24 protein-coding genes are annotated in these 23,910 nt (G+C 43.2%); 11 read left to right on the forward strand and 13 right to left on the reverse strand.

The genetic code is table 11. The features are described 5' to 3' along the window. Window positions 1-112 precede the first annotated feature (112 nt). The 3 genes from spoT to gmk are packed head-to-tail and all read right to left on the reverse strand — an operon-like array spanning window position 113 to window position 3,202. Window positions 113-2,227, reverse strand: a complete 2,115-nt coding sequence (gene spoT / locus Q4533_RS05530) for a bifunctional GTP diphosphokinase/guanosine-3',5'-bis pyrophosphate 3'-pyrophosphohydrolase (RefSeq protein ID WP_303412455.1) — start codon at window positions 2,225-2,227, stop codon at window positions 113-115. A 13-nt stretch (window positions 2,228-2,240) separates the two neighbouring features. After that, window positions 2,241-2,519: a DNA-directed RNA polymerase subunit omega gene (gene rpoZ / locus Q4533_RS05535; RefSeq protein WP_076538077.1), complete on the reverse strand. Its 279-nt coding sequence runs from the start codon at window positions 2,517-2,519 to the stop codon at window positions 2,241-2,243. 59 nt (window positions 2,520-2,578) lie between these two features. Next, a complete protein-coding gene (gene gmk / locus Q4533_RS05540; protein ID WP_102476572.1) occupies window positions 2,579-3,202 on the reverse strand; it encodes a guanylate kinase in 624 nt (207 codons plus the stop codon). A 354-nt stretch (window positions 3,203-3,556) separates the two neighbouring features. Between gmk and Q4533_RS05545 the strand changes: the two genes are divergently transcribed. The 3 genes from Q4533_RS05545 to yjjG all read left to right on the forward strand — a co-directional run bounded on the left by Q4533_RS05545 (window position 3,557) and on the right by yjjG (window position 6,771). Beyond that, window positions 3,557-4,867 (forward strand): hypothetical protein, encoded by a 1,311-nt coding sequence (locus tag Q4533_RS05545; RefSeq protein WP_303502239.1) that lies wholly within the window; start codon window positions 3,557-3,559, stop codon window positions 4,865-4,867. Window positions 4,868-4,958: 91 nt separating this feature from the next. Continuing rightward, the gene (locus Q4533_RS05550) at window positions 4,959-6,035 is read left to right on the forward strand and encodes a phosphotransferase enzyme family protein (protein ID WP_102476601.1); all 1,077 of its coding nucleotides are present in this window, start codon (window positions 4,959-4,961) and stop codon (window positions 6,033-6,035) included. Between the two features lie 55 nt (window positions 6,036-6,090). Continuing rightward, the gene (yjjG, locus tag Q4533_RS05555; RefSeq protein ID WP_303502242.1) at window positions 6,091-6,771 is read left to right on the forward strand and encodes a pyrimidine 5'-nucleotidase; all 681 of its coding nucleotides are present in this window, start codon (window positions 6,091-6,093) and stop codon (window positions 6,769-6,771) included. Window positions 6,772-6,890: 119 nt separating this feature from the next. Here the strand turns inward: yjjG and Q4533_RS05560 are convergent, their stop codons facing one another. Both Q4533_RS05560 and Q4533_RS05565 read right to left on the reverse strand, forming a co-directional pair. Then, window positions 6,891-7,745: a mechanosensitive ion channel family protein gene (locus Q4533_RS05560; protein ID WP_303502243.1), complete on the reverse strand. Its 855-nt coding sequence runs from the start codon at window positions 7,743-7,745 to the stop codon at window positions 6,891-6,893. Between the two features lie 381 nt (window positions 7,746-8,126). Beyond that, the gene (locus Q4533_RS05565; protein ID WP_102440189.1) at window positions 8,127-8,990 is read right to left on the reverse strand and encodes a YicC/YloC family endoribonuclease; all 864 of its coding nucleotides are present in this window, start codon (window positions 8,988-8,990) and stop codon (window positions 8,127-8,129) included. A gap of 303 nt (window positions 8,991-9,293) precedes the next feature. On the opposite strand from Q4533_RS05565, the gene lgt reads away from it, so the two are divergent. Beyond that, on the forward strand, window positions 9,294-10,076 hold the full coding sequence (gene lgt / locus Q4533_RS05570; RefSeq protein WP_102520343.1) for a prolipoprotein diacylglyceryl transferase: 783 nt from the start codon (window positions 9,294-9,296) through the stop codon (window positions 10,074-10,076). Between the two features lie 165 nt (window positions 10,077-10,241). On the opposite strand, the gene Q4533_RS05575 is transcribed toward lgt, so the two are convergent. Beyond that, window positions 10,242-11,306 carry a 2-dehydropantoate 2-reductase gene (locus Q4533_RS05575; protein WP_303502245.1) on the reverse strand — a complete coding sequence of 355 codons (1,065 nt, stop codon included), beginning with the start codon at window positions 11,304-11,306 and terminating at the stop codon, window positions 10,242-10,244. Between the two features lie 156 nt (window positions 11,307-11,462). Between Q4533_RS05575 and rph the strand changes: the two genes are divergently transcribed. Together rph and pyrE are read left to right on the forward strand one after the other, a co-directional pair. Beyond that, window positions 11,463-12,176 (forward strand): ribonuclease PH, encoded by a 714-nt coding sequence (gene rph, locus Q4533_RS05580; protein WP_102440192.1) that lies wholly within the window; start codon window positions 11,463-11,465, stop codon window positions 12,174-12,176. 83 nt (window positions 12,177-12,259) lie between these two features. Next, the gene (pyrE, locus tag Q4533_RS05585) at window positions 12,260-12,901 is read left to right on the forward strand and encodes an orotate phosphoribosyltransferase (RefSeq protein WP_102440193.1); all 642 of its coding nucleotides are present in this window, start codon (window positions 12,260-12,262) and stop codon (window positions 12,899-12,901) included. Between the two features lie 100 nt (window positions 12,902-13,001). Here pyrE and folE read toward each other — a convergent pair whose 3' ends face one another. The 5 genes from folE to coaBC all read right to left on the reverse strand — a co-directional run bounded on the left by folE (window position 13,002) and on the right by coaBC (window position 18,283). After that, on the reverse strand, window positions 13,002-13,655 hold the full coding sequence (folE, locus tag Q4533_RS05590; RefSeq protein WP_303459391.1) for a GTP cyclohydrolase I FolE: 654 nt from the start codon (window positions 13,653-13,655) through the stop codon (window positions 13,002-13,004). 189 nt (window positions 13,656-13,844) lie between these two features. Continuing rightward, window positions 13,845-15,815 carry a S9 family peptidase gene (locus Q4533_RS05595; RefSeq protein ID WP_303446595.1) on the reverse strand — a complete coding sequence of 657 codons (1,971 nt, stop codon included), beginning with the start codon at window positions 15,813-15,815 and terminating at the stop codon, window positions 13,845-13,847. A 185-nt stretch (window positions 15,816-16,000) separates the two neighbouring features. Beyond that, window positions 16,001-16,594, reverse strand: a complete 594-nt coding sequence (slmA, locus tag Q4533_RS05600; RefSeq protein WP_076538032.1) for a nucleoid occlusion factor SlmA — start codon at window positions 16,592-16,594, stop codon at window positions 16,001-16,003. A gap of 34 nt (window positions 16,595-16,628) precedes the next feature. Continuing rightward, the gene (dut, locus tag Q4533_RS05605) at window positions 16,629-17,087 is read right to left on the reverse strand and encodes a dUTP diphosphatase (protein WP_076538029.1); all 459 of its coding nucleotides are present in this window, start codon (window positions 17,085-17,087) and stop codon (window positions 16,629-16,631) included. Then, window positions 17,084-18,283 carry a bifunctional phosphopantothenoylcysteine decarboxylase/phosphopantothenate--cysteine ligase CoaBC gene (gene coaBC, locus Q4533_RS05610; protein WP_102476564.1) on the reverse strand — a complete coding sequence of 400 codons (1,200 nt, stop codon included), beginning with the start codon at window positions 18,281-18,283 and terminating at the stop codon, window positions 17,084-17,086. The genes dut and coaBC overlap by 4 nt, the downstream gene beginning before the upstream one ends. Window positions 18,284-18,509: 226 nt before the next feature. Here coaBC and radC point away from each other — a divergent pair, with 226 nt between their 5' ends. From radC to Q4533_RS05635, 5 genes are all read left to right on the forward strand, one after another. Continuing rightward, the gene (gene radC, locus Q4533_RS05615; RefSeq protein WP_303502271.1) at window positions 18,510-19,187 is read left to right on the forward strand and encodes a DNA repair protein RadC; all 678 of its coding nucleotides are present in this window, start codon (window positions 18,510-18,512) and stop codon (window positions 19,185-19,187) included. A gap of 122 nt (window positions 19,188-19,309) precedes the next feature. Then, the gene (gene rpmB / locus Q4533_RS05620) at window positions 19,310-19,546 is read left to right on the forward strand and encodes a 50S ribosomal protein L28 (RefSeq protein WP_055025225.1); all 237 of its coding nucleotides are present in this window, start codon (window positions 19,310-19,312) and stop codon (window positions 19,544-19,546) included. Window positions 19,547-19,552: 6 nt separating this feature from the next. Then, entirely contained in the window at window positions 19,553-19,726 is a 174-nt protein-coding gene (gene rpmG / locus Q4533_RS05625) for a 50S ribosomal protein L33 (protein WP_011494790.1), read from the forward strand. 395 nt (window positions 19,727-20,121) lie between these two features. Continuing rightward, the gene (gene argA, locus Q4533_RS05630) at window positions 20,122-21,447 is read left to right on the forward strand and encodes an amino-acid N-acetyltransferase (RefSeq protein WP_102440197.1); all 1,326 of its coding nucleotides are present in this window, start codon (window positions 20,122-20,124) and stop codon (window positions 21,445-21,447) included. Between the two features lie 218 nt (window positions 21,448-21,665). Further along, window positions 21,666-22,190 carry a PH domain-containing protein gene (locus tag Q4533_RS05635; protein WP_303502248.1) on the forward strand — a complete coding sequence of 175 codons (525 nt, stop codon included), beginning with the start codon at window positions 21,666-21,668 and terminating at the stop codon, window positions 22,188-22,190. A 14-nt stretch (window positions 22,191-22,204) separates the two neighbouring features. Here the strand turns inward: Q4533_RS05635 and rarD are convergent, their stop codons facing one another. Together rarD and Q4533_RS05645 are read right to left on the reverse strand one after the other, a co-directional pair. Next, window positions 22,205-23,101, reverse strand: coding sequence for an EamA family transporter RarD (rarD, locus tag Q4533_RS05640; protein ID WP_102476562.1), 897 nt, complete (start codon window positions 23,099-23,101; stop codon window positions 22,205-22,207). A gap of 194 nt (window positions 23,102-23,295) precedes the next feature. After that, entirely contained in the window at window positions 23,296-23,760 is a 465-nt protein-coding gene (locus tag Q4533_RS05645) for a thioesterase family protein (RefSeq protein ID WP_102440200.1), read from the reverse strand. Between the last annotated feature and the right edge of the window lie 150 nt (window positions 23,761-23,910).

Raw genomic sequence — 23,910 nt, forward strand, 5'->3', positions numbered from 1 at the left:
AATGATGTCATCCCTAAGCTGTTATCTAACTTAGGGATTTAGGGGATCAATATTACTAACGTTTGTGGCAGGTGCGCAAGACTTCTGCAGTGCAGAAGTCGTGATTGATTTATTAGCGGTTACGTGAGGTGCGCAGGACTTCAGGTAATACCCTAATGCGGCGCATAACATTGGCCAAATGAACACGGTCGTCGACTGAGATCCGCAGGTTAATGAGATAGACTCTGCCATCACGCTCTTCAGTGCTCAAGTTATGAATATTTGAGCCGGCGGCAGCAATAATACTGGTGATTTTTGCCAGTGCGCCTTGATGATTGACAATTTCAACTCGCAAATTGGCTTGATAGCTTTCACCTTCAACGTTATCCCAATGTACTGGGATATATTTGTCTGGCTCGCTTTGATAACCACGGATATTTGAGCAATTTTCCATGTGTACCACAAGGCCTTTGCCTGGGCTTACATGGGCGATGACAGCATCACCTGGAATTGGACGACAGCAATTTGCGAAGGTCACCAACATGCCTTCAGCGCCGCGAATTGGCATCAAGTGCTCTTCGGTTTCGCTATCTTCATTCTTAGTGGTGAGCTTGTGACCCATTAAGCGCTGGGCAACCACAATGCTCATGGCATTACCTAGGCCGATATCAGCCAATAACGATTCAAGATTGTCATGCTTAGTTTCAGCAATAACTTTTTTAAGCTGCTCTAAGGTGATGTCATCAAGCTTGTTTTCACCTAATGCGTGGTTCAGTAGCCGTTTGCCGAGCGCCACAGCATCGTCACTGGTTAAACTTTTCAAGACTTGACGAATTTTACCGCGGGCTTTACCTGTTACGACAAAGTTAAGCCATGCAGCATTAGGTCTTGCGCCTTTAGCTGTAATAATTTCAACGGTTTGGCCTGATATTAACGGCTGACTTAATGGATAAGCTTGACGGTTAACACGGGCGCCAACACAGGTGTTACCCACATCGGTATGGACTTCGTAAGCAAAGTCGACCGCTGTTGCATTCACCGGCAGCTCTAAAATACGGCCTTCTGGGGTGAATACGTATATTTCTTCAGGGAATAGCTCAGTTTTAACATTTTCCACAAACTCAAATGAGCTACTGGCGCTTTGTTGTAGCTCCAGCAAGCTTTGCATCCACTTATGGGCGCGAACTTGGGTGGTACTTTGTTGTGAACTACTGGTGCCGCTCTTATACATCCAATGAGCAGCAACCCCTTTGTCCGCCATCAGGTCCATTTCTTCAGTACGTATTTGTACTTCAACAGGAACCGCATGGGGGCCAAATAATGAGGTGTGCAATGATTGATAACCATTGGCTTTAGGAATGGCAATATAATCTTTAAAGCGACCGGGATGAGGCTTATAAAGACCATGCATGGCACCTAATACACGGTAACAGGTGTCAATGGAATCGACCATGACTCTGAAGGCATAAATGTCCATGACTTCTTGAAACTGCCGTTCTTTTTTACTCATTTTAAGGTAAATTGAGTAAAGGTTTTTCTCACGACCTTTGACCTTGCAGTTAATTCCAGCATCTTCAAGGCGAGAGGTTATGGCAGTTTCAATACTGTTAATCAGTTCTTTTCTATTACCACGGGCTGCTTTTACGACTTCTTTTAAAACGCGATATCGCATCGGATAATAGGCTTGAAAACCTAAATCTTCTAATTCGCTTTTGATATTGTGAATACCAAGACGATTAGCAATCGGTGCGTAAATCTCTAAGGTTTCACGGGCAATACGACGACGTTTGTCAGGACGTAATGCACCCAAAGTTCGCATGTTATGCGTTCTGTCTGCAAGTTTGATCAAAATAACGCGAATATCTTGCGTCATTGCCATCATCATCTTGCGGAAGTTTTCAGCTTGGGCTTCTTTTTTATCGCGGAACTTGATTTTTTCAAGTTTAGACACGCCTTCGACCAGTTCAGCCACGGTTACGCCAAATAGCTCAGTGAGTTCTTCTTTGGTAACTGGGGTATCTTCGATGGTGTCGTGAAGCAGTGCAGCCATTAACGTCTCGTGATCAAGACGCATATCTGCAACGATGCGGGCTACCGCAACGGGGTGGGTAATATAGGGCTCGCCACTTGTGCGCATTTGCCCTTCATGGGCATCACGCGCAACAATGTACGCCTGCTTGAGTAACTCTACTTGCGCTGGTTCTAAATAACCAGAGGCAGACTCCTTTAGACCTTCAAACAGATACAAGTGGCGCTACTCCTTAAAGTGAACGGCCTTCAGCAATTGCTGCAACAGCGGCAATTTCAGCTGCTTCGCGTTCACGTACAGTTTGACGCTCATCAGCGTCTAATGTGTTAGATGTGACTAAACCTAATTCGATTTCGCGCAGGGCGATAACCGTTGGTTTATCATTCATCTCTTCAACCATTGGGTCTTTACCTTGCACAGCGATTTGGCGTGCACGACGCGCTGCAACCAGGATCATGTCAAAACGGTTGCCGATTTGTTGTACGGCGTCTTCTACAGTTACGCGAGCCATGTGGTGAAACTCCAGTGTTATCTATGGGAAAAAGTGACACAAATTGTACTTAATGACAATTAGTCTGCCAACAGATCGTTAATCATACCATTATGAGTATGGATCTGACTAGCACAGGTTGATCTTTGGCTGCGAATGATCGCGCGCAGATCGTCTAGTGCGGTATCAAAGTCATCGTTTACAATAATATAATCAGCGTCTTTATAGTGTGACATCTCAGATACAGCCTCAGCCATACGTCCGTCAATCACGTCTTGGCTGTCTTGTCCTCGGCCAGTTAGGCGGCGTTCAAGCTCAGCTTTTGAAGGGGGTAATATAAATACCCCAACGGCCTCAGGCATTAGCTTTTTAACTTGCTCTGCGCCTTGCCAATCAATATCTAAAAAGACATCAATACCGTTGGCTAATGTTTGCTCAATGACCTTGCGGGATGTGCCGTAATAGTTACCAAACACTTCTGCCCATTCAAAAAAAGCTTCATCAGCGATGAGCGCTTTAAATTCTTCAACGCTGGCAAAGTGATAATGTTGACCATTAACTTCACCAGGACGTGGTTGACGGGTAGTGTGTGATACAGACACTTGCATGTCGCTTGGCTTATCTTTTAATAAAGCAGAGATAAGCGAAGATTTACCGGCGCCACTTGGGGCAGACACAATAAATAGATTTCCTCTCGCGCTCATAGTGCAAATTCCAACCAGATTATTTTACAGGGCGAGTATTATACTCAAAGCATGGCAATTTGCGAGATTTGTGATGGAAAAAACTGCATAAATCTGTGGTTATTAGCGGCGATTTTTTTCTAACCTTAGTAATACATTGATTAGTTTAATGCATAGGCTTAAAGACCTAAGGCTATTTCATTTTGTCATATTCGTTAATAAAAAATGAACTGGCAATGTTAATGGCGCTAAATGGTTTGTGATTGATGTTTTTACAATTAATTTTGCGGCAAATGCAGTGGTTTCGCTGACTTTAGTGATGAAATTGTTTAGTCTGCTTATATAGTTTCTGTTTATTTATTATTGGGATTTCTTGTGTCATTTTCATCCTTATTTTGTCGCCAAGGCCGAGATAACGGTCAAAGAGTGTTGGCTGTGCAATTATCTTGTTTGATTTTTGTATTAATCATCGCGCTGTTATTTGCTCATTCTGTTACCACTATTATTGCAGGGGTAGTGGCGCTGCCCATTAGTGCTTTAAGCAGCTTACGCCGTTTACGAGACGCAGCTAAGCCAAGCTCTTTGGTGGCAATCCCAACCTTGTTATTGTTATTTTTTAGCCTTTCTATTGCATTTAGTTTTCCTGTTGCTGTGTCAGTGACCATTTTTATTTTAGCGGCCATAGTGAGCGCTGGTTTTGCGTGGTTTTCAGCACCCAAGAGCAATAGCCGTAATCAAAACCGCAGAAATAATTTTTATGTTATGGGCTATCAAGGCCCACATGCTAAACCTGTTGCAGGCGCTCAGAGAGTAAGGCAGCGTCAAGAACCGACCATTGGACATGGCAATAACACCAGTCTTAGGGCTGAAAGCCCTGACGCTGCCAACGTTGATAGCGCAAACTCTGATATTGAAAGCTTTGATAACAACAGTTTTGATGACGAACTGGGCCATGAGCCTGGTTATCAGCACGAAACCGTTTATAAAGAGTCTGAGCTTAATCCGTTTAACCATTCTGCAAATAATGCAGCTGGATACAATAGCGAAACAGACGAGGCTAGGTATCAAGCTGATGAAAAGCCCTGCTACCGAGTTGACCGAGGCGCATTAGAGTCAGGTTCGATGACAGAATTACTTAAATCTTGGTTAGTGTGGGCGCAAGATAATAAAAAAATACTTATAATGGCGGCAAAAGCTATAGGGGTTATGTGTGCAATTGGCCTAGTTATCTATCTAATTAGCTTATTATTTACTGGCACAGAAAAAACCGAAATTGTACCTGTTGAAACCGCAGCCATTGAGCAACCATTAGCAAGCAATGAAACTGCGCGAGTAAAACTGCCTGATGGTTTTTGGCTTATCTTACAAGAAGATGTTTTAGTGTTACGCTGGTTAGGTGATGAAGGTGATGCCCAGTCTATTTGGCGTTTAGATACAGCCCAAGGCGATAAACGCTGCGCCGAATTAGTCTTTAATGATGGCAGTAAATTTAGGCCCATTAGCGTTGATTTAATGGCAGATAGCGGCACCGAAGCGCGCTTTTCACCGCTGGATAATACCAAGCTCATCAACAATGTTGCCATGCGTGGTAGCTTCAAACTGTGTGGTTATAACTTTAGCCTCAAAGGCAGCCAAGCCACATTATCCTCTGAGCCTGCATTTGGCCAATTTATGAAAAGCTTATAAGAGCTTAAATCGCAGCACAACAGGTGACTAGTGTTGCCGGCTGCGATGGCTTAAACTGTTTGGCTTGCAAAGAAAAGATATGGAGTGTTGGGTGGTTGAGTTTATTAGGCAAACAATTTTGCCTTTATATGGAATTGCAGCATCAGATGTAACAAGTGCCACTATTGCGCCTTTGGGCAATGGTCATATTAACCAAACCTATTTGGTTAAGTGGCCAGCAGGGCAAATGGTGCTACAGCAAATTAATACCACAGTGTTCACCAAACCTGACGTGTTAATCGACAATGCTGCTAAAGTGAGTCATCACCTCATCCAAAAATCTACCTTGGGTGAATACCAGCTCGATGTTATTTCGCCTGTGGTTCTTAAAGATGGAAGTTTGTCGGTAAACCTTGGTGATAAAGGTTATTGGCGAGCCATTAGCTATTTAGCCAATAGCCATACAATTGAAGTGGTGACTAATCAAGATGAAGCCAAAATGGCCGCCAGCGCTTTTGGTCATTTTGCACATGCATTGAGTGATTTAGATGCTAATAGCTTACAAGATGTTATTCCTAACTTCTTAAACCTTCCTCTTCGTATCCAACAGCTTAAACAAGCGGTTGCTGATGATAAATCTCAGCGCTTAGCAGATTGTCAGCAATGGGTTGATTTAGTGTTATCGCAACAAGCCTTATTTGCTGAGCTCGCCCAAGTGGAGCAACAACTGCCACTTCGTATTTGCCATAACGACACAAAAATCAACAATATGCTGTTTGATAAGCGTGATATGTCTAGCATGGCAGTCATCGATATCGACACTTGCATGAAAGGCTACTTAATGTATGACTTTGGTGACATGGTACGGGCGTTTTGCTCACCTGAGGAAGAAGACTCTACAGCGCTCGATAAAGTCATTGCTCGCCCTGAGATTATTAAAGCAGCCACTCAAGCCTATACCGAGCAGTTATCTGCAATATTAACACCGCTGGAAAAACGCAGCCTGTGGTTAGGCATTAAAGTGATGGCGTTGATGCTAGGTTCGCGGTTTTTAACCGATCATTTAAATGGTGATGTGTACTTTGGTATTCATCGTGAGGGCCATAACCTCGATCGCGCGGCAAACCAGTTAACCATATATAACAGCTTGGTTGCCCAAGAAGCGCAATTAGTGACGCTATTTGAATAATAACTAGGCTGTTTCAAATCATTTTCATAAACCAAAACGTCGATAAGGCTGAACCATGAAGTACCAATGGATATTGTTTGACGCCGATGAAACCCTGTTTGATTTTGATATATTTAGCGGCCTAAAGCTGATGTTTTCACACTTTGATATTGATTTTAAAGCCAGTGATTTTGAATTTTATCAATCGGTAAACAAGCAGCTTTGGCTGGATTATCAACAAGGATTAATTGATGCCGCGCAGCTGCAACACACCCGCTTTTTACATTGGGCTGAAAAGCTCAATGTCACTACCAAGCAACTTAACAGTGATTTTTTAGCGGCCATGGCCGATATCTGTCAGCCATTACCGGGGGCGAAACAGCTGGTTGATAGCCTAAAAGGCAAAGCCAATTTAGGCATAATCACCAACGGCTTAACTGAGCTGCAAAATGTGCGCCTTGAACGCACCGGCTTTAAGTCGTCATTTGAGCATGTGGTGATTTCTGAAGAGTTTGGTAAAGCCAAACCCGATGTCAGTATTTTTGAGCATACCTTTAAGCTGATGGGTAACCCTGAAAAGCACAATATTTTGATGGTGGGCGATAACCTGCATTCAGATATTTTAGGCGGCGTTAATGCTGGGATTGATACCTGTTGGCTCAATCATCACGGTAAACAAACCGTCGATGGCATTACGCCAACGTTTGAAGTCAAAGACCTACAGCAACTACATGATGTACTGCATTCAGTGAGTTAGATAGCTCGATTTTTAGCATAAATAAAGCCACTCGATTGAGTGGCTTCTTTTTGGGTAAATCTTTAGCTCAAAGTATCAGCTCGAAGCATTATCCCTGAACATTAGCCTAGCAGGTTAACTCAAGCACTCGTTTCAGCCGCTTTAGGAAACGCCTCATGATAGGCAATCATAAAGTCTTCTCTAATGTGTTGCTCTAAATGGGTTGCCCGTTCAGTGGGGCAAAAAATCATAATATGCACCATTTGCTCACCCGCAGGGCCGCTATGGATATGAATATGTGGCTCAGGTCCTGGCAGGTCAACGCCAGCATGTCTTTCAATAATATTATTATAGCGAGTTGCTACTTCAAAAAAGTCTTCACAGTGGGCTTCAATCTTGCTGGTTAATGCAGGAAACAGCGGATACAAGTTTACAAACTCAACCACGGTAATGGAAAAGCTATGGTAAACATAACGCTTCATGAAATTGAGGTTTTTCACCGCATAACTAAAAAACATACTATTAGGGAAGGTGACTGTTTTACCGGTGTAATGGTACTGACCATGGTGCAAGTCGATTTCTTGGATCACCGTCGCCATTAAATTATGTTCAATCACCTCGCCGCACAGCTTACCCACTTCAATCCAATCACCAATCACGAATGAGCGCGAACTAGCCCGCTGAATGGAGCCGGTAAAACACAGAATAATCTCTTTCGACGCCACCACAAAGGCAATGGCAATCGCGGTCACAGACAGCGCGAACTTATTGATTTCTGTCTGCCACAGTAAAAATAAAATCATCACGATTAAGATGAAAGTGCCGTTTTTAGTCCGCGACATCCACTTACGCTGCCCTTCGCTCACAAAAGCGATATCACCACGAATTTTAGACACCACAAAGCGTTTAAGCATCGATATAAGCACAATGATGAGTACGGTAACAAACAACTTATAGGTGGCTAAAAAATCAATGACGATAGTGAGTTGTTCCACAAAACCTTCTTAAATAACGATAACTTGGTGATAATTCAGCGATAAGACTCACTGTAACATAGCTAGTGATTAAGTCAGCTTTGACCAGTGTTTTATCTTCGATATTCGTGAATTAGCCTTTTTTATTAACAATAGAATGCACTTAAGGAAGCTGAAATGTATTGGAGTACCAGCTCATGAAGTATCCCTTAATGCGATATAACCTATGGGATAGTCATTAAGGGCTCAAGGCACCAAACAAGCAATCAAACTCACTATGGGTTAGTTTTACCTGTTGTAGCGTGTGAAACGAAGGTTGTTATAAGGCCTACAAACTTTACAAACTAAAATAGAAAGCCCAGCATTCGCTGGGCTTAGTTTTATAAAACGCGTGTAAAATGCTTACTCAACGTTCTGAATTTGTTCTCTCATTTGCTCAATCAAGACTTTAAGTTCTACCGCTGCGGCGGTGACTTCTGCACTGATTGACTTAGACGCTAGGGTGTTAGATTCACGGTTGAATTCTTGCATCATGAAATCTAAGCGGCGGCCTTGTGCGCCACCTTTTTTGAGGATTAAGCGCGTTTCTGCAACGTGTGCATCAAGGCGATCCATTTCTTCTGCGACATCCATCTTTTGTGCAAGCAATACCATTTCTTGTTCCATACGCGCTGGATCAAGTTCGCCGGTGATTTCAGCTAAACGGTTGGTTAGCTTGTCACGTTGCCATTGCATCACGGCTGGCATGTGCTCGCGCACGATGGCCACTTGTTCAACAATTTGGTCTAGGCGGGTTTGCAGCATAGTGTTGATTGCTTCACCTTCACGGCCGCGAGCTTCGATAAATTGCGCTACAGCGCCATCAAAAGCCACCAGTAAGTCTTTATTGATGTCGCCCATGTCTTGCTCTGCGCCAGACATCACACCAGGCCAGCGTAGAATGTCGGCTAAGTTAAGCTCGCCATGGCTAGATTCTTTCTTTAACCACTCTGCTGCGTTAAGTAGTTGCTTGGCCAAGTCTTGGTTTAGGCGCATTTCACTGCTGCCAGACTCTGATAGTTCATAACGTAAGTTGACCTCAACCTTGCCGCGGTTTAAGCGTTTACGTAGGCGATCGCGCAATACTGGCTCTAGGCTACGCATTTGCTCTGGTAAGCGTAAGTAGGTTTCTAAGTAGCGTTGATTGACTGAGCGGATTTCCCACGAGGCTGTGCCCCATTCGGCTTTGTGCTCAATGCGAGCGTAGGCGGTCATACTTTGGATCATTGTGAACCCTGATTAATTAGCAACGTAATAGTGTGTCGATTATAGTCTGCTGATTGTGAAGGTCAAAGCTTAGCAAGTTTTATCAACTGGCTTTTGAGCTATTTATACTGGTTAGTGTGCAACTTAAGCGCCTTTTATCAGTCACAGCATTGCGATTAAGGTACGAGTGTCGTCTACCTATCATGGAAATAGTCTGCTGTGGTGACCATAGTCATCGAATTAAGCCGATGAATTGTTTATAGTAGCGGCAATTATTTGCTCACGCCTGCTGCGTGAGTGGTTGTTAATGTTTGGAGTAGTCAATTGGACCATTTTGTGTGGAATCTCGACCCAGTATTAATTTCATTTATGGGTTTACAAGTACATTGGTATGGGGCTTTGTTTGCGGTAGCCATTGCCAGTGGTTTTCAAGTTATGAAGCACATGTACAAAAAAGAAGGTTTAGATGTCGCATCGCTAGATAATCTACTGACTTATTGTGTGGTGGGGATTATTGTTGGCGCCCGTTTAGCGCACTGTTTTTTTTACGATCCAAGTTATTATTTTGCCAATCCAATGAAGATTTTGGCCATTTGGGAAGGCGGTTTAGCCAGCCATGGCGGTGGTTTAGGTGCCATTTTAGCGCTTTACTATTACAAGCGTAAAACCGATATGCCGTTTTTGTTTTTACTTGACCGCTTAGCCATTGCGACAGCGATATTTGGCTTTTTTGTACGGATGGCAAACTTTGCCAATTCAGAGATTTTAGGGCTACCGACCACTAAACCGTGGGGCATTATTTTCGAACGTATTGATATGCTGCCGCGCCATCCGGCGCAGTTATATGAGGCCATTAGCTATTTAGTTATCTTTATTGCTTTGTTTGCTGTGTATAAATTTACCAACTTAAAACAAAAGCACGGGGTTATTTTTGGACTGTTCTTGTGTAGCGTATTCAGCGCACGTTGGGCCATCGAAATGGTCAAGGTTAAGCAAGCCGCTTATGCCACAGATTGGACAATGAGTGCAGGGCAATTATTGAGTATTCCATTTTTAGTGGTAGGTGTGGCGCTGTTGGTGCTGCCTATGATTAAAAAGACTAAGTAGATTTAGCGAGACTATTTACGACTATTAATTGTTTTAAGGCGTTAAAAAGCCGAGTTGGTTGCTGCATGCAGTGATGAGCTCGGCTTTTTTGTATCTAGCTGAAAGCAATGCTAGCGGTATATCAGGGCTAACTTTCTGTAAGTGCTGGCGCTATATAGGTGCGAGTTAAGCTCGGATCATGAGGTAAATCTCATCGATACTGATTGTCTTGCCTTGCTCTAATTTTTTAATTCCTGCGACTATGGCGCTGTTTACTGGGGTTGCCACTTGGTGGTTGAGCCCAAGCTTTACGACTGCGCCATTTAGGTAATCAATTTCTGTGGGGCGCTGTGCTTGTATATCTTGCCACATCGATGAACGTGCGTGCGGGTCGATTGCCAACATGGGTTTTGCTATCAAGGTAAATAAGCTATCAGGTAGCGATAAAATCAGCGGTAGCAAGCGGGGTTTAACTTTGGTGAATTGGGCCAGTGGTAAGTGTGCTTGTTTGCAGACCTTAAGCCACTCTTGCATTGCCATGGCCAGCAGTTTTCGGGTTTTGCGCTGGCTTAATTGCTGCTTTATCGGTACATCACATATGGCGTTTAAGGCGTTATTGAGGTTGAGCAGTAATTTACCATTAATAATGGCCGTCATATCGGTTGCTAATGTGCAGCTGATATTTGCCTGTGCATTGTTCATCGCGGTGTCAATGGCGTGAGTTTGCGGGCATGTTTCGAAGGTAAATACCCCTTCAGTGCCTTTATGAAAGCTGGCGTTGTCTTGCTGCAATACATTAAACGGGGTGATGCCCTGAAAGATTTGCCTTACTTGATTGCGGTTTTTAAAGGCTTGCTGAAGAATTTCAAGGCTACCTAGGCCATTTTGCATTAATACGATGGCGCTTTGCTGGGTTGATATTGCTAATAAGTCATCGATGATGCTGGTGAGTTGGTGGCATTTTAGGGTGACAAAGATGACATCGAATTGCGTTATTTGCTCATTATCGCCGCTATTATTATCACTTTTATTACGGCTCTTATTAACAGACTGGTTGATATCGGTCATCAGTGCATCTGGCATGACGCGTTGATCTAAGCCTTGATAGTCGGTAAGCCGAATACCGTTATTTTCAATAATGCTGTGTTTAATCCGTGGCCGGCAAATAACACTGACATCAAGCTTAGCGAGCTTGAGTTCGCCTGCTAAAAAACAGCCTGTTGAGCCGGCACCAAAGATGGCAATTTTCATGTGTCTCACATCATTTAAACAATATTTAATCCCTCAGTGTGCCGTTTTGTTAATAAAAATCCAATAAGGGTTTTGTTAAGCGTGGCATCCACTGAAACAAGTCACTATAATATGCTGCGAAATTAAGTCATCAATTCCACACTATAGGAAATGCATATGCGTCCAAGCGACAGAACACCTGCACAATCTCGTCCAGTTACGATTACTCGTCAATTTACAGCTCACGCTGAAGGTTCGGTGTTGGTTGAATTTGGTGACACAAAAGTTTTATGTACTGCCAGTTTTGAAGAAGGCGTACCACGTTTTCTTAAAGGCCAAGGCCAAGGCTGGGTAACTGCTGAATACGGTATGCTTCCGCGTTCGACTCATAGCCGTATGCAACGTGAAGCTGCTCGTGGCAAGCAGTCTGGTCGTACTCAAGAAATCCAACGCTTAATCGGCCGTTCATTACGTGCAGCTGTTGATATGAAAGCATTGGGTGAAAACACTATCGTTATCGATTGTGACGTGATTCAAGCTGACGGCGGAACACGTACTGCAGCGATTACTGGTGCTTGTGTTGCATTAGTTGACGCGCTGAACTGGGCTCGTGGTAAAGGTATTTTAAAAACTAACCCGCTTAAGTTCCTTATTGCTGCTGTTAGTGTTGGTATTTATAAAGGTGAGCCAATCTGCGATTTAGAATATATCGAAGATAGCGCTGCTGAAACTGACATGAACGTTGTTATGACAGAAACCGGTAAGATGATTGAGATCCAAGGTACTGCTGAAGGCGAGCCATTCAGTCATGAAGAGCTATTAAGCTTACTTGAGTTAGCCAAGCACGGCATCCGCGAAATCGTGGACATTCAGAAAGCGGCATTAAGCTAAAAATTGATTTGAATTAAGGGCCCATTAGGGCCCTTTTTTAAAATGTATTCTACAAAAAATGATAACAGTATAAAGGAGATAATGTGAAAGCATATCAACGTGAGTTTATTGAATTTGCGCTTGAGCGTCAGGTATTACGCTTTGGTGAGTTTACCCTGAAATCAGGCCGTACTAGCCCATACTTTTTTAATGCGGGTTTATTCAATACGGGTCGTGATTTAGCACGTCTTGGTCGCTTTTATGCTGCTGCATTAGTTGATTCTGGTATCGATTACGATTTAGTGTTTGGCCCTGCTTATAAGGGCATTCCAATTGCAACGACCACAGTGGTTGCCTTGTGCGATCATCATGATAAAGATGTGCCATATTGCTTTAACCGTAAAGAGGCGAAAACTCATGGTGAAGGCGGCTCATTAGTGGGTAGTGAACTTGCTGGCAAAGTGATGTTAGTGGATGATGTGATCACCGCGGGCACCGCAATTCGTGAATCGATGGAAATCATTGAAGCCCATGATGCAAGCCTTGCAGGCGTATTGATTGCCCTAGACAGACAAGAAAAAGGCAAAGGCGAGTTATCAGCTATTCAAGAAGTTGAGCGTGACTTTGGCTGTGACATCGTTTCTATCGTTAAGCTGTCTGACTTGATTAGCTATTTATCTGAAAAACCTGGCATGGAAAAAGAGCTAGCGTCAGTGAGTGCTTATCGAGCGCAATACGGTATTTAATCTGTTTTGTATTAATAGCGAGAAAGCAAAAGCCAGACATGATGTCTGGCTTTTTTGTGTTTGGTTGTGCAATTACCATCTTCTAATCAATAGTATTTAATTAGCACTTAGACTGATGTAAAAACTCAGCGCGGGTAGCAGGATTTGATTTAAACACCCCACCTAACGCTGTGGTGGTGGTTGAACTGGTTGAGTCCATCACGCCGCGAGATTTAACGCAGTAATGCACTGCATCCATTTTTACCGCCACATCTTTGGTTTCAAGCAAGGTTTGTAATGCCACTAACACTTGCTGGGTCAGTCTTTCTTGCACTTGTGGACGCTGGGCAAAAAAGCGCACAATGCGGTTGATTTTTGATAAACCGATGATTTTAGTGCGTGGCAAGTAAGCAACGGTGGCAAAGCCATCAATAGTCACTAAATGGTGCTCACAGGTACTGGTGAGGCTGATATCTTGCACTCGCACCATTTCATCAACGCCCATCTTATTATCGATGACGGTGATTTTAGGGAAGTTCTGGTAATCAAGCCCAGAGAAAATCTCATCAACATACATTTTGGCAATGCGGCGTGGGGTGTCCATCAAGCTATCATCCGATAAATCCAGCGACATTAATGTCAGGATTTCTTTCATATGATGCTCAATTTTCTGCTTACGCTCTTCTGCTGTGTAAGTTTGAGGCAGCATTGGGGTTTCAAGCCCTTGTTCAGTTAGTGCTGCTTTAACTTTCAACGCGGCTTCACTTAGTGCCATCTTATCCTCCAACCACAGGGGTAATACTTAATGAGTGTATGCTAAAAATGACGTTAACGCTTTATGGGCAAGCGCTGCATCAAAGATCAGGGACGGGATAATAACGTGATTTAGGTCAAATTAATATTATTGAAATAAAAAAAGCCGACCTTTTTAGTCAAGTATCGGCTTTGGTGTGAGGCGACAAAATTACAACTTGAGATTATCTTTCAAAAAACTCAACATCTTATTGTAGTATTTGGCTCTATGTTCATCATTATAAAAGCCATGACCCTCATCATCCATGACTAGTTTTTGATAAGGGTATTTGTGCTGCTTTAAGCCTTTTTCTAATGACTCTAACTGCTCAATGGGTGCTCTCTCATCATTGCCGCCATGAACGAGTAATAAGCTGGCTTTAAGCTTATCGGTATTAAAGGCGGGTGACATGGCTTTAAGTTGTTGAGGGTTTTCCCCAAGCACATCTTTTAAATAGCTAGTGCCACTTCGAGATTCTTGTACATCACCTTCTTCAAACATCATTTCTAAATCGTAAACACCGGCAAAGCCAATGGCGCACTTGAATAAATCAGGCTCAATAATGGCACTTTGTAGGGCGCTGTAGCCGCCAAAACTGCCGCCCACAATACAAATGCGATCTTTATCTGCAAAACCTTGGTCAACTACATATTTGGTGCCATCAATGATGTCGTATTGAATCTCAGAGCCCCACTTTTGATAACCATCTTGTTGAAATTGTCCACCAAAACCACCTGAACCTCGAAAGTTAACCTGTAATACCGCCATGCCTTGATTCGCCAGTAACTGATTTTGTGGGTCAAAACCCCAATTGTCGCGGATATAATGTGGGCCGCCATGGGGGTTAACAATCAGTGGTAGGTTTTTGGCTTCTTTACCTGCGGGCAAGGTGAGGTAACCAGAAATCGTTTTGCCATCACGACTGGTGAAGCTGATAGGTTTCACTTCAGCCATGGCATCAGGGTCTAGCCAGCTTTTTTCAGACAAAAGATATTCAAGTTTGGTGTTTTCGGTATCAAATAAGTAGTAATCACCAGGGTTGCGATCGTTGAAGGCTTTAATGATAGCGAGTTTAGCGTCGTTAGTTTCACTGACTATTTGGATTTGATGTCCAGGTAGTGATGCCAGCAATTGTTTAACTAGTTTGGAGTGGGGATCTTGTTTATCTACAAAGGCATAAGTTGGATATCCGCTATCGAATTCGACGGCATAAAGCTGTTTGGTTTTTTTATTAATCCAATAGTTGCTTGGGTCAACATCTTCATCTTGAACAACCAGTTGCTTTTCGCCGCTAGTTAAATCAATTTTATACACCCCCAAGGTGTGATTGTCTTCTCTGCCTGCGGCAAAAATGGTGTCAGGGTTATTGGCGAATGAAATGGGATAAAAATCAGTCAAACCAAGATTAAGCTTGCTACTGTTCAGCCAATCGCCTTCATGGCGATAAAATATTTGGGTTTTATTTTGACTATCTATACCAGCTACAAATTTTACTTCGCCTGTATGATTGGTTAAAAAGCTAGCTTTACCTATGGGAGAGGTAACGATTTTGCGTCTTTTACCAGTATAGAGATCGACACGATATACATCTTGAAGGCTATCATAACCTCTCGAAAGCGCACTGCTCCATGGTATCGCATTGACCAGCATGTGTTTATTGTTTTCTGGCATTGGATCAAGTATGAATGCAGTGGCATTAATAGCGGTGTTTTTCTTTATATGGGAACCGGTTTGTTGCTCGCCACTGTTATAGCCAAATAAGTATTTTTTGCGTGAGCCATCAGCGTTAATAGCAAATAATTCGCCATAATATTGTGGAATGTCGGACCAACCTTTTAAATAGACTTTTTGTAGCACAATACGTTCATGGTTTGCCCATACATAATTGCCGACTTCGGCATTACCTGGAAAGTTGAGCGCATTGAGCAGCTTTTTGGTTTTTGTTTCTAAAATAACTAAGGTTTTTTTGCCATTGTGGCTAGTTAATGCACTGAGGTAATCACCTTCTGGAGAAATTTTGACATCGCTAAACTTTGCCCCTTTACTGAAAAGGCTCGCATCAGATAATGATGCCGCATGAGATATTGAGGGAATAAAGGCCAGCAGACAGGCTGCAATAACAGCAGTGTGTTTCATAAACATCCTTGTTAATTTTTGTAGTGGTAATATTTATCGATAGCTATCGATAAACTAAAGCCAAAGTACGACATTTAATTAACAAATACAATTTATCGGCAATAAAAAACGCACCGAAGTGCGTTTTAGATATGTTGTTGTTTTGTGTTAATTCAACGACCATAATAAGCGATATTAGCAATGCTAATAGGTTAGCTTCTCAACAGTTGCTGCTGAATAAACTGCCACTGTTCATCGAAGTGCTTAGTGGGCTTTTGTTTGAACTCACTACGCACAAACTGAGCGATTCTCCCTTCTGCTACTGCAAGCAGTAGGTTGGCAAGTATGGCTTCGTCGATATTAAAACCTTTGCCTTCACGGAGGGTTTTTTCACGCAGTATTTGTTTGATTTGGGTTTCAATTTTGGCAAACAGTGCGCTAATGCGGCTGCGTAAACGTTCATTTTCACCTAAAAGTGCATCACCATTGAGCACCCGTGAGATCCCCGGGTTACGCTCTGAAAACACCAGTAAGAGTTGCAGTACCAGCTCACAACGTTTCATGGTGTCTTTTTCTTCATCCATGATGATATTCAAGCGTGATAAAATCGCATCTTCAATAAACTCGATCAAGCCTTCAAACATTCTCGCTTTACTTGGGAAGTGGCGATATAACGCCGCTTCTGAAACACCAACTTCAGCTGCCAACTTAGCAGTGGTAATACGTTGACCAGGGCTGGTTTCCAGCATATGCGCAAGGCACTGTAAAATGTGCTCACGACGATTTATTTTTGGGCTAGCCGCCATTATTTATTCCTAGGATTGTGACTACTTGTAAAGGTTATTTGGTGCCAGAATGACCAAATCCACCTTCACCACGTTCTGAGGTATCAAACTCATCGACTAAGGTAAACTGCGCCTGTACTACAGGCACAAAAACTAACTGCGCTAAACGATCGCCTATTTCGATGCTGTAGGCTTTATCGCTGCGGTTCCAGCAAGACACCATTAAGGGGCCTTGGTAGTCTGAATCAATTAAGCCGACTAAATTGCCTAATACGATGCCATGTTTATGACCTAAGCCTGAGCGAGGCAAGATCACGGCAGCTAAGCTTGGATCGGCAACATGTACAGCTATGCCAGTTGGGATTAATACGGTTTCACCTGGCTCGATAACCATGGTGGTATCAATCATGGCACGTAAGTCCATACCTGCACTGCCTGGGGTGGCATAAGCAGGTAAAGGAAACTCGCTGCCAATACGCGAGTCGAGAAGTTTAAGTTCTACAGGTGTTTTCATGATGTTTTAATCTTTGCTGCTATCAAAGTAAGTAATTGCGTTGCCAGTGTCAGTTTGTCTGTTGCGGGTAGTTTTTCACTACCGTCTTTCCAGAACACCTGCAGCGCATTGTTATCGGCGTTAAACCCTAGACCTGCAATTGATACGTCATTGGCAGCAATAAGATCTAATTTTTTGCGTTCAAGCTTGCCACGGGCATATTCTTCTACGTTATCGGTCTCTGCAGCAAAACCTACAGTGAAAGGTCGATTTTTTAGCGCTGAAACGCTGGCTAAGATATCAGGATTGCGAACGAGCGCAAGTTGCATATGCTCAGCCGACTTTTTGATTTTAGATTCAGCGACGGTGGCGATGCGGTAATCGGCCACTGCAGCGCAGCCGATAAAAATAGCTTGGTCTTCAATGTTTTCCATGACGGCATCTAACATCTGTTGTGCTGATTCGACATTGATGCGCTTAACGCCTGAAGGTGTGGCCAGATTAACAGGGCCGCTAATGAGGGTGACTTCAGCGCCCATTTGGGTTGCGGCTGCGGCTAATGAAAAGCCCATTTTACCTGAGCTATGGTTAGAGATGTATCGAACCGGATCGATTGCTTCACGGGTTGGGCCCGCAGTCAGGATCAATTTGTAACCGTTTAATGGTTTTTCAGCTGGGGCGAAATACTGCACCAGTTGCTCAGCAATGGCCAAGGGCTCTTGCATTCGACCTGGGCCGACTTCGCCACAAGCTTGATCGCCACTGGCAGGGCCCCAAACGGTGATGCCTTTACGTTTAATGTTGGCAAGGTTCTCTTGGGTTGCAAGGTTGCGATACATTTGCTGGTTCATGGCTGGGCAAACGATAATTGGCGCTTCAGTAGCAAGGCAGGTGGTGGTTAACAGTTCATCTGCCATACCTGCATTAATACGCGCAATGAGGTTAGCTGTCGCTGGTGCGACGATAACCACATCAGCCCATCTGGCGAGCTCAATATGACCCATTGCGGCTTCAGCTGCTGGATCGAGTAAATCTGAGGCCACAGGATGACCTGATAGCGCTTGAATTGTCAGTGGGGTAATAAACTCCATGGCGCTTTGGCTCATGACCACACGAACATCAGCACCGCGCTCTTTAAGGCGGCGTATTAAGTCGGCACTTTTATAGGCAGCAATACCACCACCTATGCCTAGAAGGACTTTTTTATTTGTCAGCATGTTTTGCTCAATCCTGCTCATCGCGATATTGCGGCTAAGATATCACAATCTAAATAAGGATGATGATCCGAAATTAAAAATATAGACCATAATGATGTGCTAAGGGTCACAACAACTAAGGGTCACAACTCGCTATTTACAAAAAGTTATTGCTACCCACTATCTATAACTTACTCATACAAGTATGAGTGCCCCCATCACGGATGACATTAAACAAGGAGTGTTTATGGCGATTAAAGACTGGCCTGAAGGAGAAGGGCCAAGAGACAAATTATTACATTTAGGTGCAGGGCATTTATCGGATGCCGAGTTACTGGCGGTTTTACTGCGAAATGGCATAGCAGGTCAAAATGCGGTCGATCTTGCCCGAGATATGATTGGTCAGTTTGGCGGATTAAGGGCTTTATTTTGTGCACCGCGTAGTCAAGTTTGCCAATTGTCGGGTGTTGGGCCGGTAAAATATGCCCAATTACAGGCGGCATCGGAGATTTCTAAGCGAATTTCGCAAGAAAATCTGCGTAGAGGGCAAATTTTGGTAAATCCTGATTTAACTCGGGACTATTTAATGAGACAATTATCAGACCGATCCTATGAAGTGTTTGCATTACTATTGTTGGATAGCCAACATAGAGTGATTCAATTTGTAGAATTATTCCGCGGAACGATTAATTCTGCATCAGTCTACCCACGTGAAGTGGTGAGCTTGGTGTTGGAAAAAAAAGCTGCGGCAGTCATAGTGTGTCATAATCACCCGTCTGGCATTGCAGAGCCAAGTCAGGCAGATCGGCAAATTACTGACAGATTAAAAAAAGCCTTATCTACTATCGATGTTTCTCTTTTAGATCATATGGTTGTAGGCGATCAGGAGATAGTTTCTTTTGCTGAACGCGGGTGGATAAATTAAACAACGCTTGACCTTATTTTTGTTATCGTGTATAAAATGCGCCCTCTTTGTGCCTCGGGCGACGGCCACACGAGGCACATAAATGCTCGAGCGTTTTAAAATTGTTTTTGGAGAAGATTGACATGTCAAGAGTATGCCAAGTTACTGGCAAGAAGCCTATGGTTGGTAACAACCGTTCGCACGCTAAAAATTCGACTCGTCGTCGTTTTTTACCTAACCTACAAAACCACCGTTTTTGGTTAGAAGAAGAAAAACGCTTCGTGCAACTACGTGTATCTACCAAAGGTATCCGTATCATCGACAAAAAAGGTATTGAAGTTGTTGTTAAAGAACTTCGTGCCCGCGGCGAGAAGGTATAATAGAAAATGGCTAAATCTAAAGGTAATCGTGAGAAGATCAAATTAGTATCTAGTGCTAAAACTGGTCACTTCTACACTACTGAAAAAAATAAGCGTAACATGCCTGAAAAAATGGAAATCAAGAAATTTGATCCAGTTATTCGCCAGCATGTTATGTACAAAGAAGCTAAAATCAAGTAATTGATTTTGTTCTTTTAAAAAAGTCCCTTTATGGGGCTTTTTTTTTGCCTGTCAAAAATGTAATCCAGATCTCCGCGTTATCAATTTCAATCAGTTATGCTTTTCTCTTGCTTTATAAACAACGCCTTACAGTGATAGAGGTCGTTACGCTTATTTTGTCTTCATTATTCACTTATTGACGCTATATTGCCGCCTTATGCATAAACGCCATTTGAACTATTTGGCGGTTATGTGAGCTTATTTACTGCTTTATAGGCACTATTTATGGTCTAAAACTATTACTAATGCGATAAAATGCTTTTAAAGTGAATTTAAATGCAATATTATTGCGTAATTATATTTGTTGGTGGTTTTGTCACTGACTGTTCTGATTGATTATTTGTTTAGGGGTTAATGTGCCTTTAAGAACCACAGAGCTGGTTGATGGTTTCCGCCATTCAGCGCCATACGTTAATGTTCATCGCGGAAAAACCTTTGTTGTCATGCTTGGCGGCGAAGCCCTGCTGCATAATCAATTTAGAGGCATCTTAAACGATGTCGCCTTGTTGCACTCCTTAGGGATTAAAGTGGTGTTGGTCTACGGCGCAAGGCCGCAAATTGATAGCGCCATGCACAGTGCGGGTATTGAACCGAGTTATCACAACGGCGTGCGCATTACTGATGAAGACTCATTAAAAGTGATTAAACAAGTTGCAGGCTCAGTGCAATTTGATATTACAGCAAGGCTGTCAATGAGCCTTGGCAACACCCCAATGCAAAATGCACAAATCAACCTTGTCAGTGGCAACTTTGTTATTGCTCAGCCTTTGGGAGTCGATGACGGGGTGGATTTTTGCCTAACGGGCAAAGTGCGCCGTATTGATACTCAAGGTATTGAACGCCAGCTGGAAAAAAATTGTATTGTATTGATGGGGCCTATTGCGGTTTCTGTCACTGGCGAATGTTTTAACTTAACTGCCGAAGAAGTGGCCACCAAAGTGGCTATAAAGCTTAAAGCCGACAAAATTATTGGTTTTAGTAATACCCACGGCATTTTGGGCAAAGACGGCGAGGTGATTGCTGAGCTGATGCCAAATGGCGCGCAGTCCATCTTGGATGAAATGCAAACGGCGGGTAAATCCTGTGTGGGCACCATGGCATTTTTAAAGGCCAGTATTGATGCTTGTCGTAATGGCATTCCACGTTGTCACTTGGTGAGCTACCTTGAAGATGGCACTTTGCTACAAGAGTTGTTCTCCCGTGAAGGTATTGGTACCCAAATTGTTACTGAAAGCGCTGAGCGCTTAAGACGCGCCACCATTGGCGATATCGGTGGAGTATTAGACCTTATTCGCCCATTAGAGGAGCAAGGGGTGCTAGTGCGCCGCTCCCGTGAGCAGCTGGAAATGGAAATTGAGCAGTTTATGTTGATTGAGCGCGATAGCTTAGTCATTGGCTGCGCGGCGTTATATCCCTTTGAAGAAGACAATGCTGGTGAGTTTGCCTGTTTAGTGGTGCATCAAGACTATCGTGATGCTGACAGAGGCAGTGTGTTGCTGAACAATATTATTGGCCAAGCACGGGTTCGAGGTTATTCGAAACTGTTTGCCTTAACCACCCGCAGTATTCATTGGTTCTTGGAGTTCGGCTTTAATATTGTTGATGTTGAACAGCTGCCTAACGCAAAAAAGAAGCTGTATAACTTCCAACGCAATTCAAAAGTTCTGGCGTTGGACTTGTAAGCTGTATTGCGATTGTGCCGTTATAGCAATGCCACCGTGGAGGTTACTTTACGGTGGCATTTTTGTGTATTTCAGATGTTAACTCATCATGGTTACTGATTTTTAGGCAAGATTTGGGGTGATAAAACTATGCCGGTCAGCATGTTATGAAGATTGTGATAATATTGAAAAATGAATAAAGATGTATCCTTATAAAAACACATCACTAAGTAGGAAAAATGACTGAAATAGCATTAGCAGGATTAAGCAGTCACGGCATGTTCAATTTTGTCGGGGTGCTGGTTGGGTTAGTAGGGCTAACGGCGCTGATTTGGGTAAAGAAATTACCGAGCACTGCGTTGTATGTTAGCTACGGGATTATTTTATTCCTGTTTATGCTGTTCTCATGGACCCTGTATCAAACCAATAATAGCCAGTTGACGCTAAAGCCTGACAATAAGCCTTTGACGTTATCGATCCCCCTTTACAGTCAGGATTTCAACACGGATGAATTACTTTGGCAGCAAGCGAGAGTAGTGGACTTAACAACTGAATTAGAATTAACGCCACAGTGGCGTACAAACGGCATAGGCATTGCCGGATACTCACTAGGATGGTTTACCCTTAAAAACGGCGATAAGGCGCTGGTGTCACTCACAAGGGACGATGCCTTGCTACTGCCAACCACTAGAGGCTATGTAATGCTAGTAACCCTAGAGGATAACGAGGCCGCAATGAAAGCCATTGCGGCAATGAAGCATTGAAAAGGCGATAGCTATTAGCTTTGCTTTAAACGGCGACGGCGCTGCAGCGCCATATCAGCGGTAAACAACACTAATGCACTCCAAATAAAGCCAAATGTGACCCCTTTTTCAATATCAAAAGGCTCTTTGAATAAAAATATTGCCAACATGAACATGATACTTGGGCCAATATACTGGAAAAAACCTAGCATGGATAATGGGATACGAATGGCTGCCCCTGCAAAGCACAATAGTGGAATGGTGGTAACAATACCTGCGGCCACTAAGGTTAAGTTCATTCCAATATCGTTAGTGAGCATATTTGCCGATGCGGTATCAAGCGTTAGGGCTAAATAAGCTAATGCCACAGGCAGTAAAATAGCGGTTTCAACCAATAAACCCGCTTTAGCATCAATGTTGACTTTTTTACGTAATAAACCATAAAAACCAAATGATGCTGCCAGCGCTAAAGACACCAATGGGATAGAGCCAAAGGAGATGAGCTGGATGAGCACCCCGATACAGGCAAGCGCCACCGCAAACCACTGTAATTTTCGTAACCGCTCAGATAAAAATACCATTCCAAGCAATACGTTAAATAGTGGATTAATGAAATAACCTAAACTGGCATCGAGCATGTGGCCGTTGTTGATCGCCCAAATGAAAATCAGCCAATTAAGTGCAATCAGTACCGAGGTCAGCGCCAACACCAGTAATTGTTTTGGCTTTTTCAATAACAGTGTTAGGCGTGAAAATCCGCCAATAAACTGCATTAAAATGATGATAAAGATAAAGGACCACACCACGCGGTGAGCCAAGATTTCGAAGGCTGACACATCAGCCAGTAATTTAAAATACAGTGGTGCTATGCCCCATAAGCAATAAGCACAAATGGCGAGGATAATGCCTTTACGTGTTTCAATATCTTGCATGAATTTCCACAAACAACTGACAAAGAGAGGGCGATTGTAGGTTGCCTTTGTCGATCTCTCAAGCTAATCGCTGGATCATTTTTCAATAAGATCCACTAATTAGCCTCAGCATTATCGCAGTTGGTATAAAGCGGCAAACTAAGATGTTTTAAGTTTATGTTTGTGTTGGTTTTTATGGATTTAGTCCTAATGAGTTAACCTACCATATAGGTCCCAGTACCGAAGGCGATATGGGTACCTTGTTCGTTATGTAATTCCATGCGACAGACTGACACCCGATTACCTGAACGAATGACGCAGCCAGTGCCAGTAAATATTTCTCCACGTCCAGGGCGCAAAAAATCAACCCGCATATCAATGGTGCCTAAGGTGGTTAGACGTTGTTGTAATTGCTCCAAGGTCCAGTCGTCTCTGCTTGATACTAATCCGGCAAAACAGGTCAGCCCGCCAACTACATCGAGCAAGGTTGCCGTCACTCCGCCGTGTAAAATATTTTGATGAATATTACCAATAAGCTCAGGCTTCATTTTTATCACCACTTCGACACCATTTTCGTCATAGCGCTTTATCTCTAAGCCGAGTAAATTATGAAATGGCACATGTTGGTCAAATATTTCAGCGACTTGCTTTAATGCTTGTAGTTGGACATCCGTAGTCATATGCAGCCTAATTTCTATCGTTATTATTGTAGAGCATTTAATCTAGCCTAATCCCTTTGGTAAAATCAATGCTGCATATTTGAGCTGTTGCGGTTTGTGTGCAGACATCTTCGCCTCAGTGCTTTAAAATGCTGCATCTGATCTCAAGCC

Origin of the sequence: Shewanella sp. 6_MG-2023 (assembly GCF_030547195.1) — a bacterium.
Taxonomy (GTDB): domain Bacteria; phylum Pseudomonadota; class Gammaproteobacteria; order Enterobacterales; family Shewanellaceae; genus Shewanella.

Coding starts and splice junctions, on each gene's coding strand:
- radC (WP_303502271.1), top strand. CDS start 18,510: ATGGCGATTAAAGACTGGCCTGAAGGAGAAGGGCCAAGAGACAAATTA.
- rpmG (WP_011494790.1), top strand. CDS start 19,553: ATGGCTAAATCTAAAGGTAATCGTGAGAAGATCAAATTAGTATCTAGT.
- Q4533_RS05565 (WP_102440189.1), bottom strand. CDS start 8,990: ATGATCCAAAGTATGACCGCCTACGCTCGCATTGAGCACAAAGCCGAA.
- rarD (WP_102476562.1), bottom strand. CDS start 23,101: ATGCAAGATATTGAAACACGTAAAGGCATTATCCTCGCCATTTGTGCT.
- Q4533_RS05645 (WP_102440200.1), bottom strand. CDS start 23,760: ATGACTACGGATGTCCAACTACAAGCATTAAAGCAAGTCGCTGAAATA.
- Q4533_RS05595 (WP_303446595.1), bottom strand. CDS start 15,815: ATGTTTATGAAACACACTGCTGTTATTGCAGCCTGTCTGCTGGCCTTT.
- coaBC (WP_102476564.1), bottom strand. CDS start 18,283: ATGCTGACAAATAAAAAAGTCCTTCTAGGCATAGGTGGTGGTATTGCT.
- yjjG (WP_303502242.1), top strand. CDS start 6,091: ATGAAGTACCAATGGATATTGTTTGACGCCGATGAAACCCTGTTTGAT.
- Q4533_RS05575 (WP_303502245.1), bottom strand. CDS start 11,306: ATGAAAATTGCCATCTTTGGTGCCGGCTCAACAGGCTGTTTTTTAGCA.
- rph (WP_102440192.1), top strand. CDS start 11,463: ATGCGTCCAAGCGACAGAACACCTGCACAATCTCGTCCAGTTACGATT.
- folE (WP_303459391.1), bottom strand. CDS start 13,655: ATGGCACTAAGTGAAGCCGCGTTGAAAGTTAAAGCAGCACTAACTGAA.
- gmk (WP_102476572.1), bottom strand. CDS start 3,202: ATGAGCGCGAGAGGAAATCTATTTATTGTGTCTGCCCCAAGTGGCGCC.
- slmA (WP_076538032.1), bottom strand. CDS start 16,594: ATGGCGGCTAGCCCAAAAATAAATCGTCGTGAGCACATTTTACAGTGC.
- rpmB (WP_055025225.1), top strand. CDS start 19,310: ATGTCAAGAGTATGCCAAGTTACTGGCAAGAAGCCTATGGTTGGTAAC.
- dut (WP_076538029.1), bottom strand. CDS start 17,087: ATGAAAACACCTGTAGAACTTAAACTTCTCGACTCGCGTATTGGCAGC.
- rpoZ (WP_076538077.1), bottom strand. CDS start 2,519: ATGGCTCGCGTAACTGTAGAAGACGCCGTACAACAAATCGGCAACCGT.
- Q4533_RS05635 (WP_303502248.1), top strand. CDS start 21,666: ATGACTGAAATAGCATTAGCAGGATTAAGCAGTCACGGCATGTTCAAT.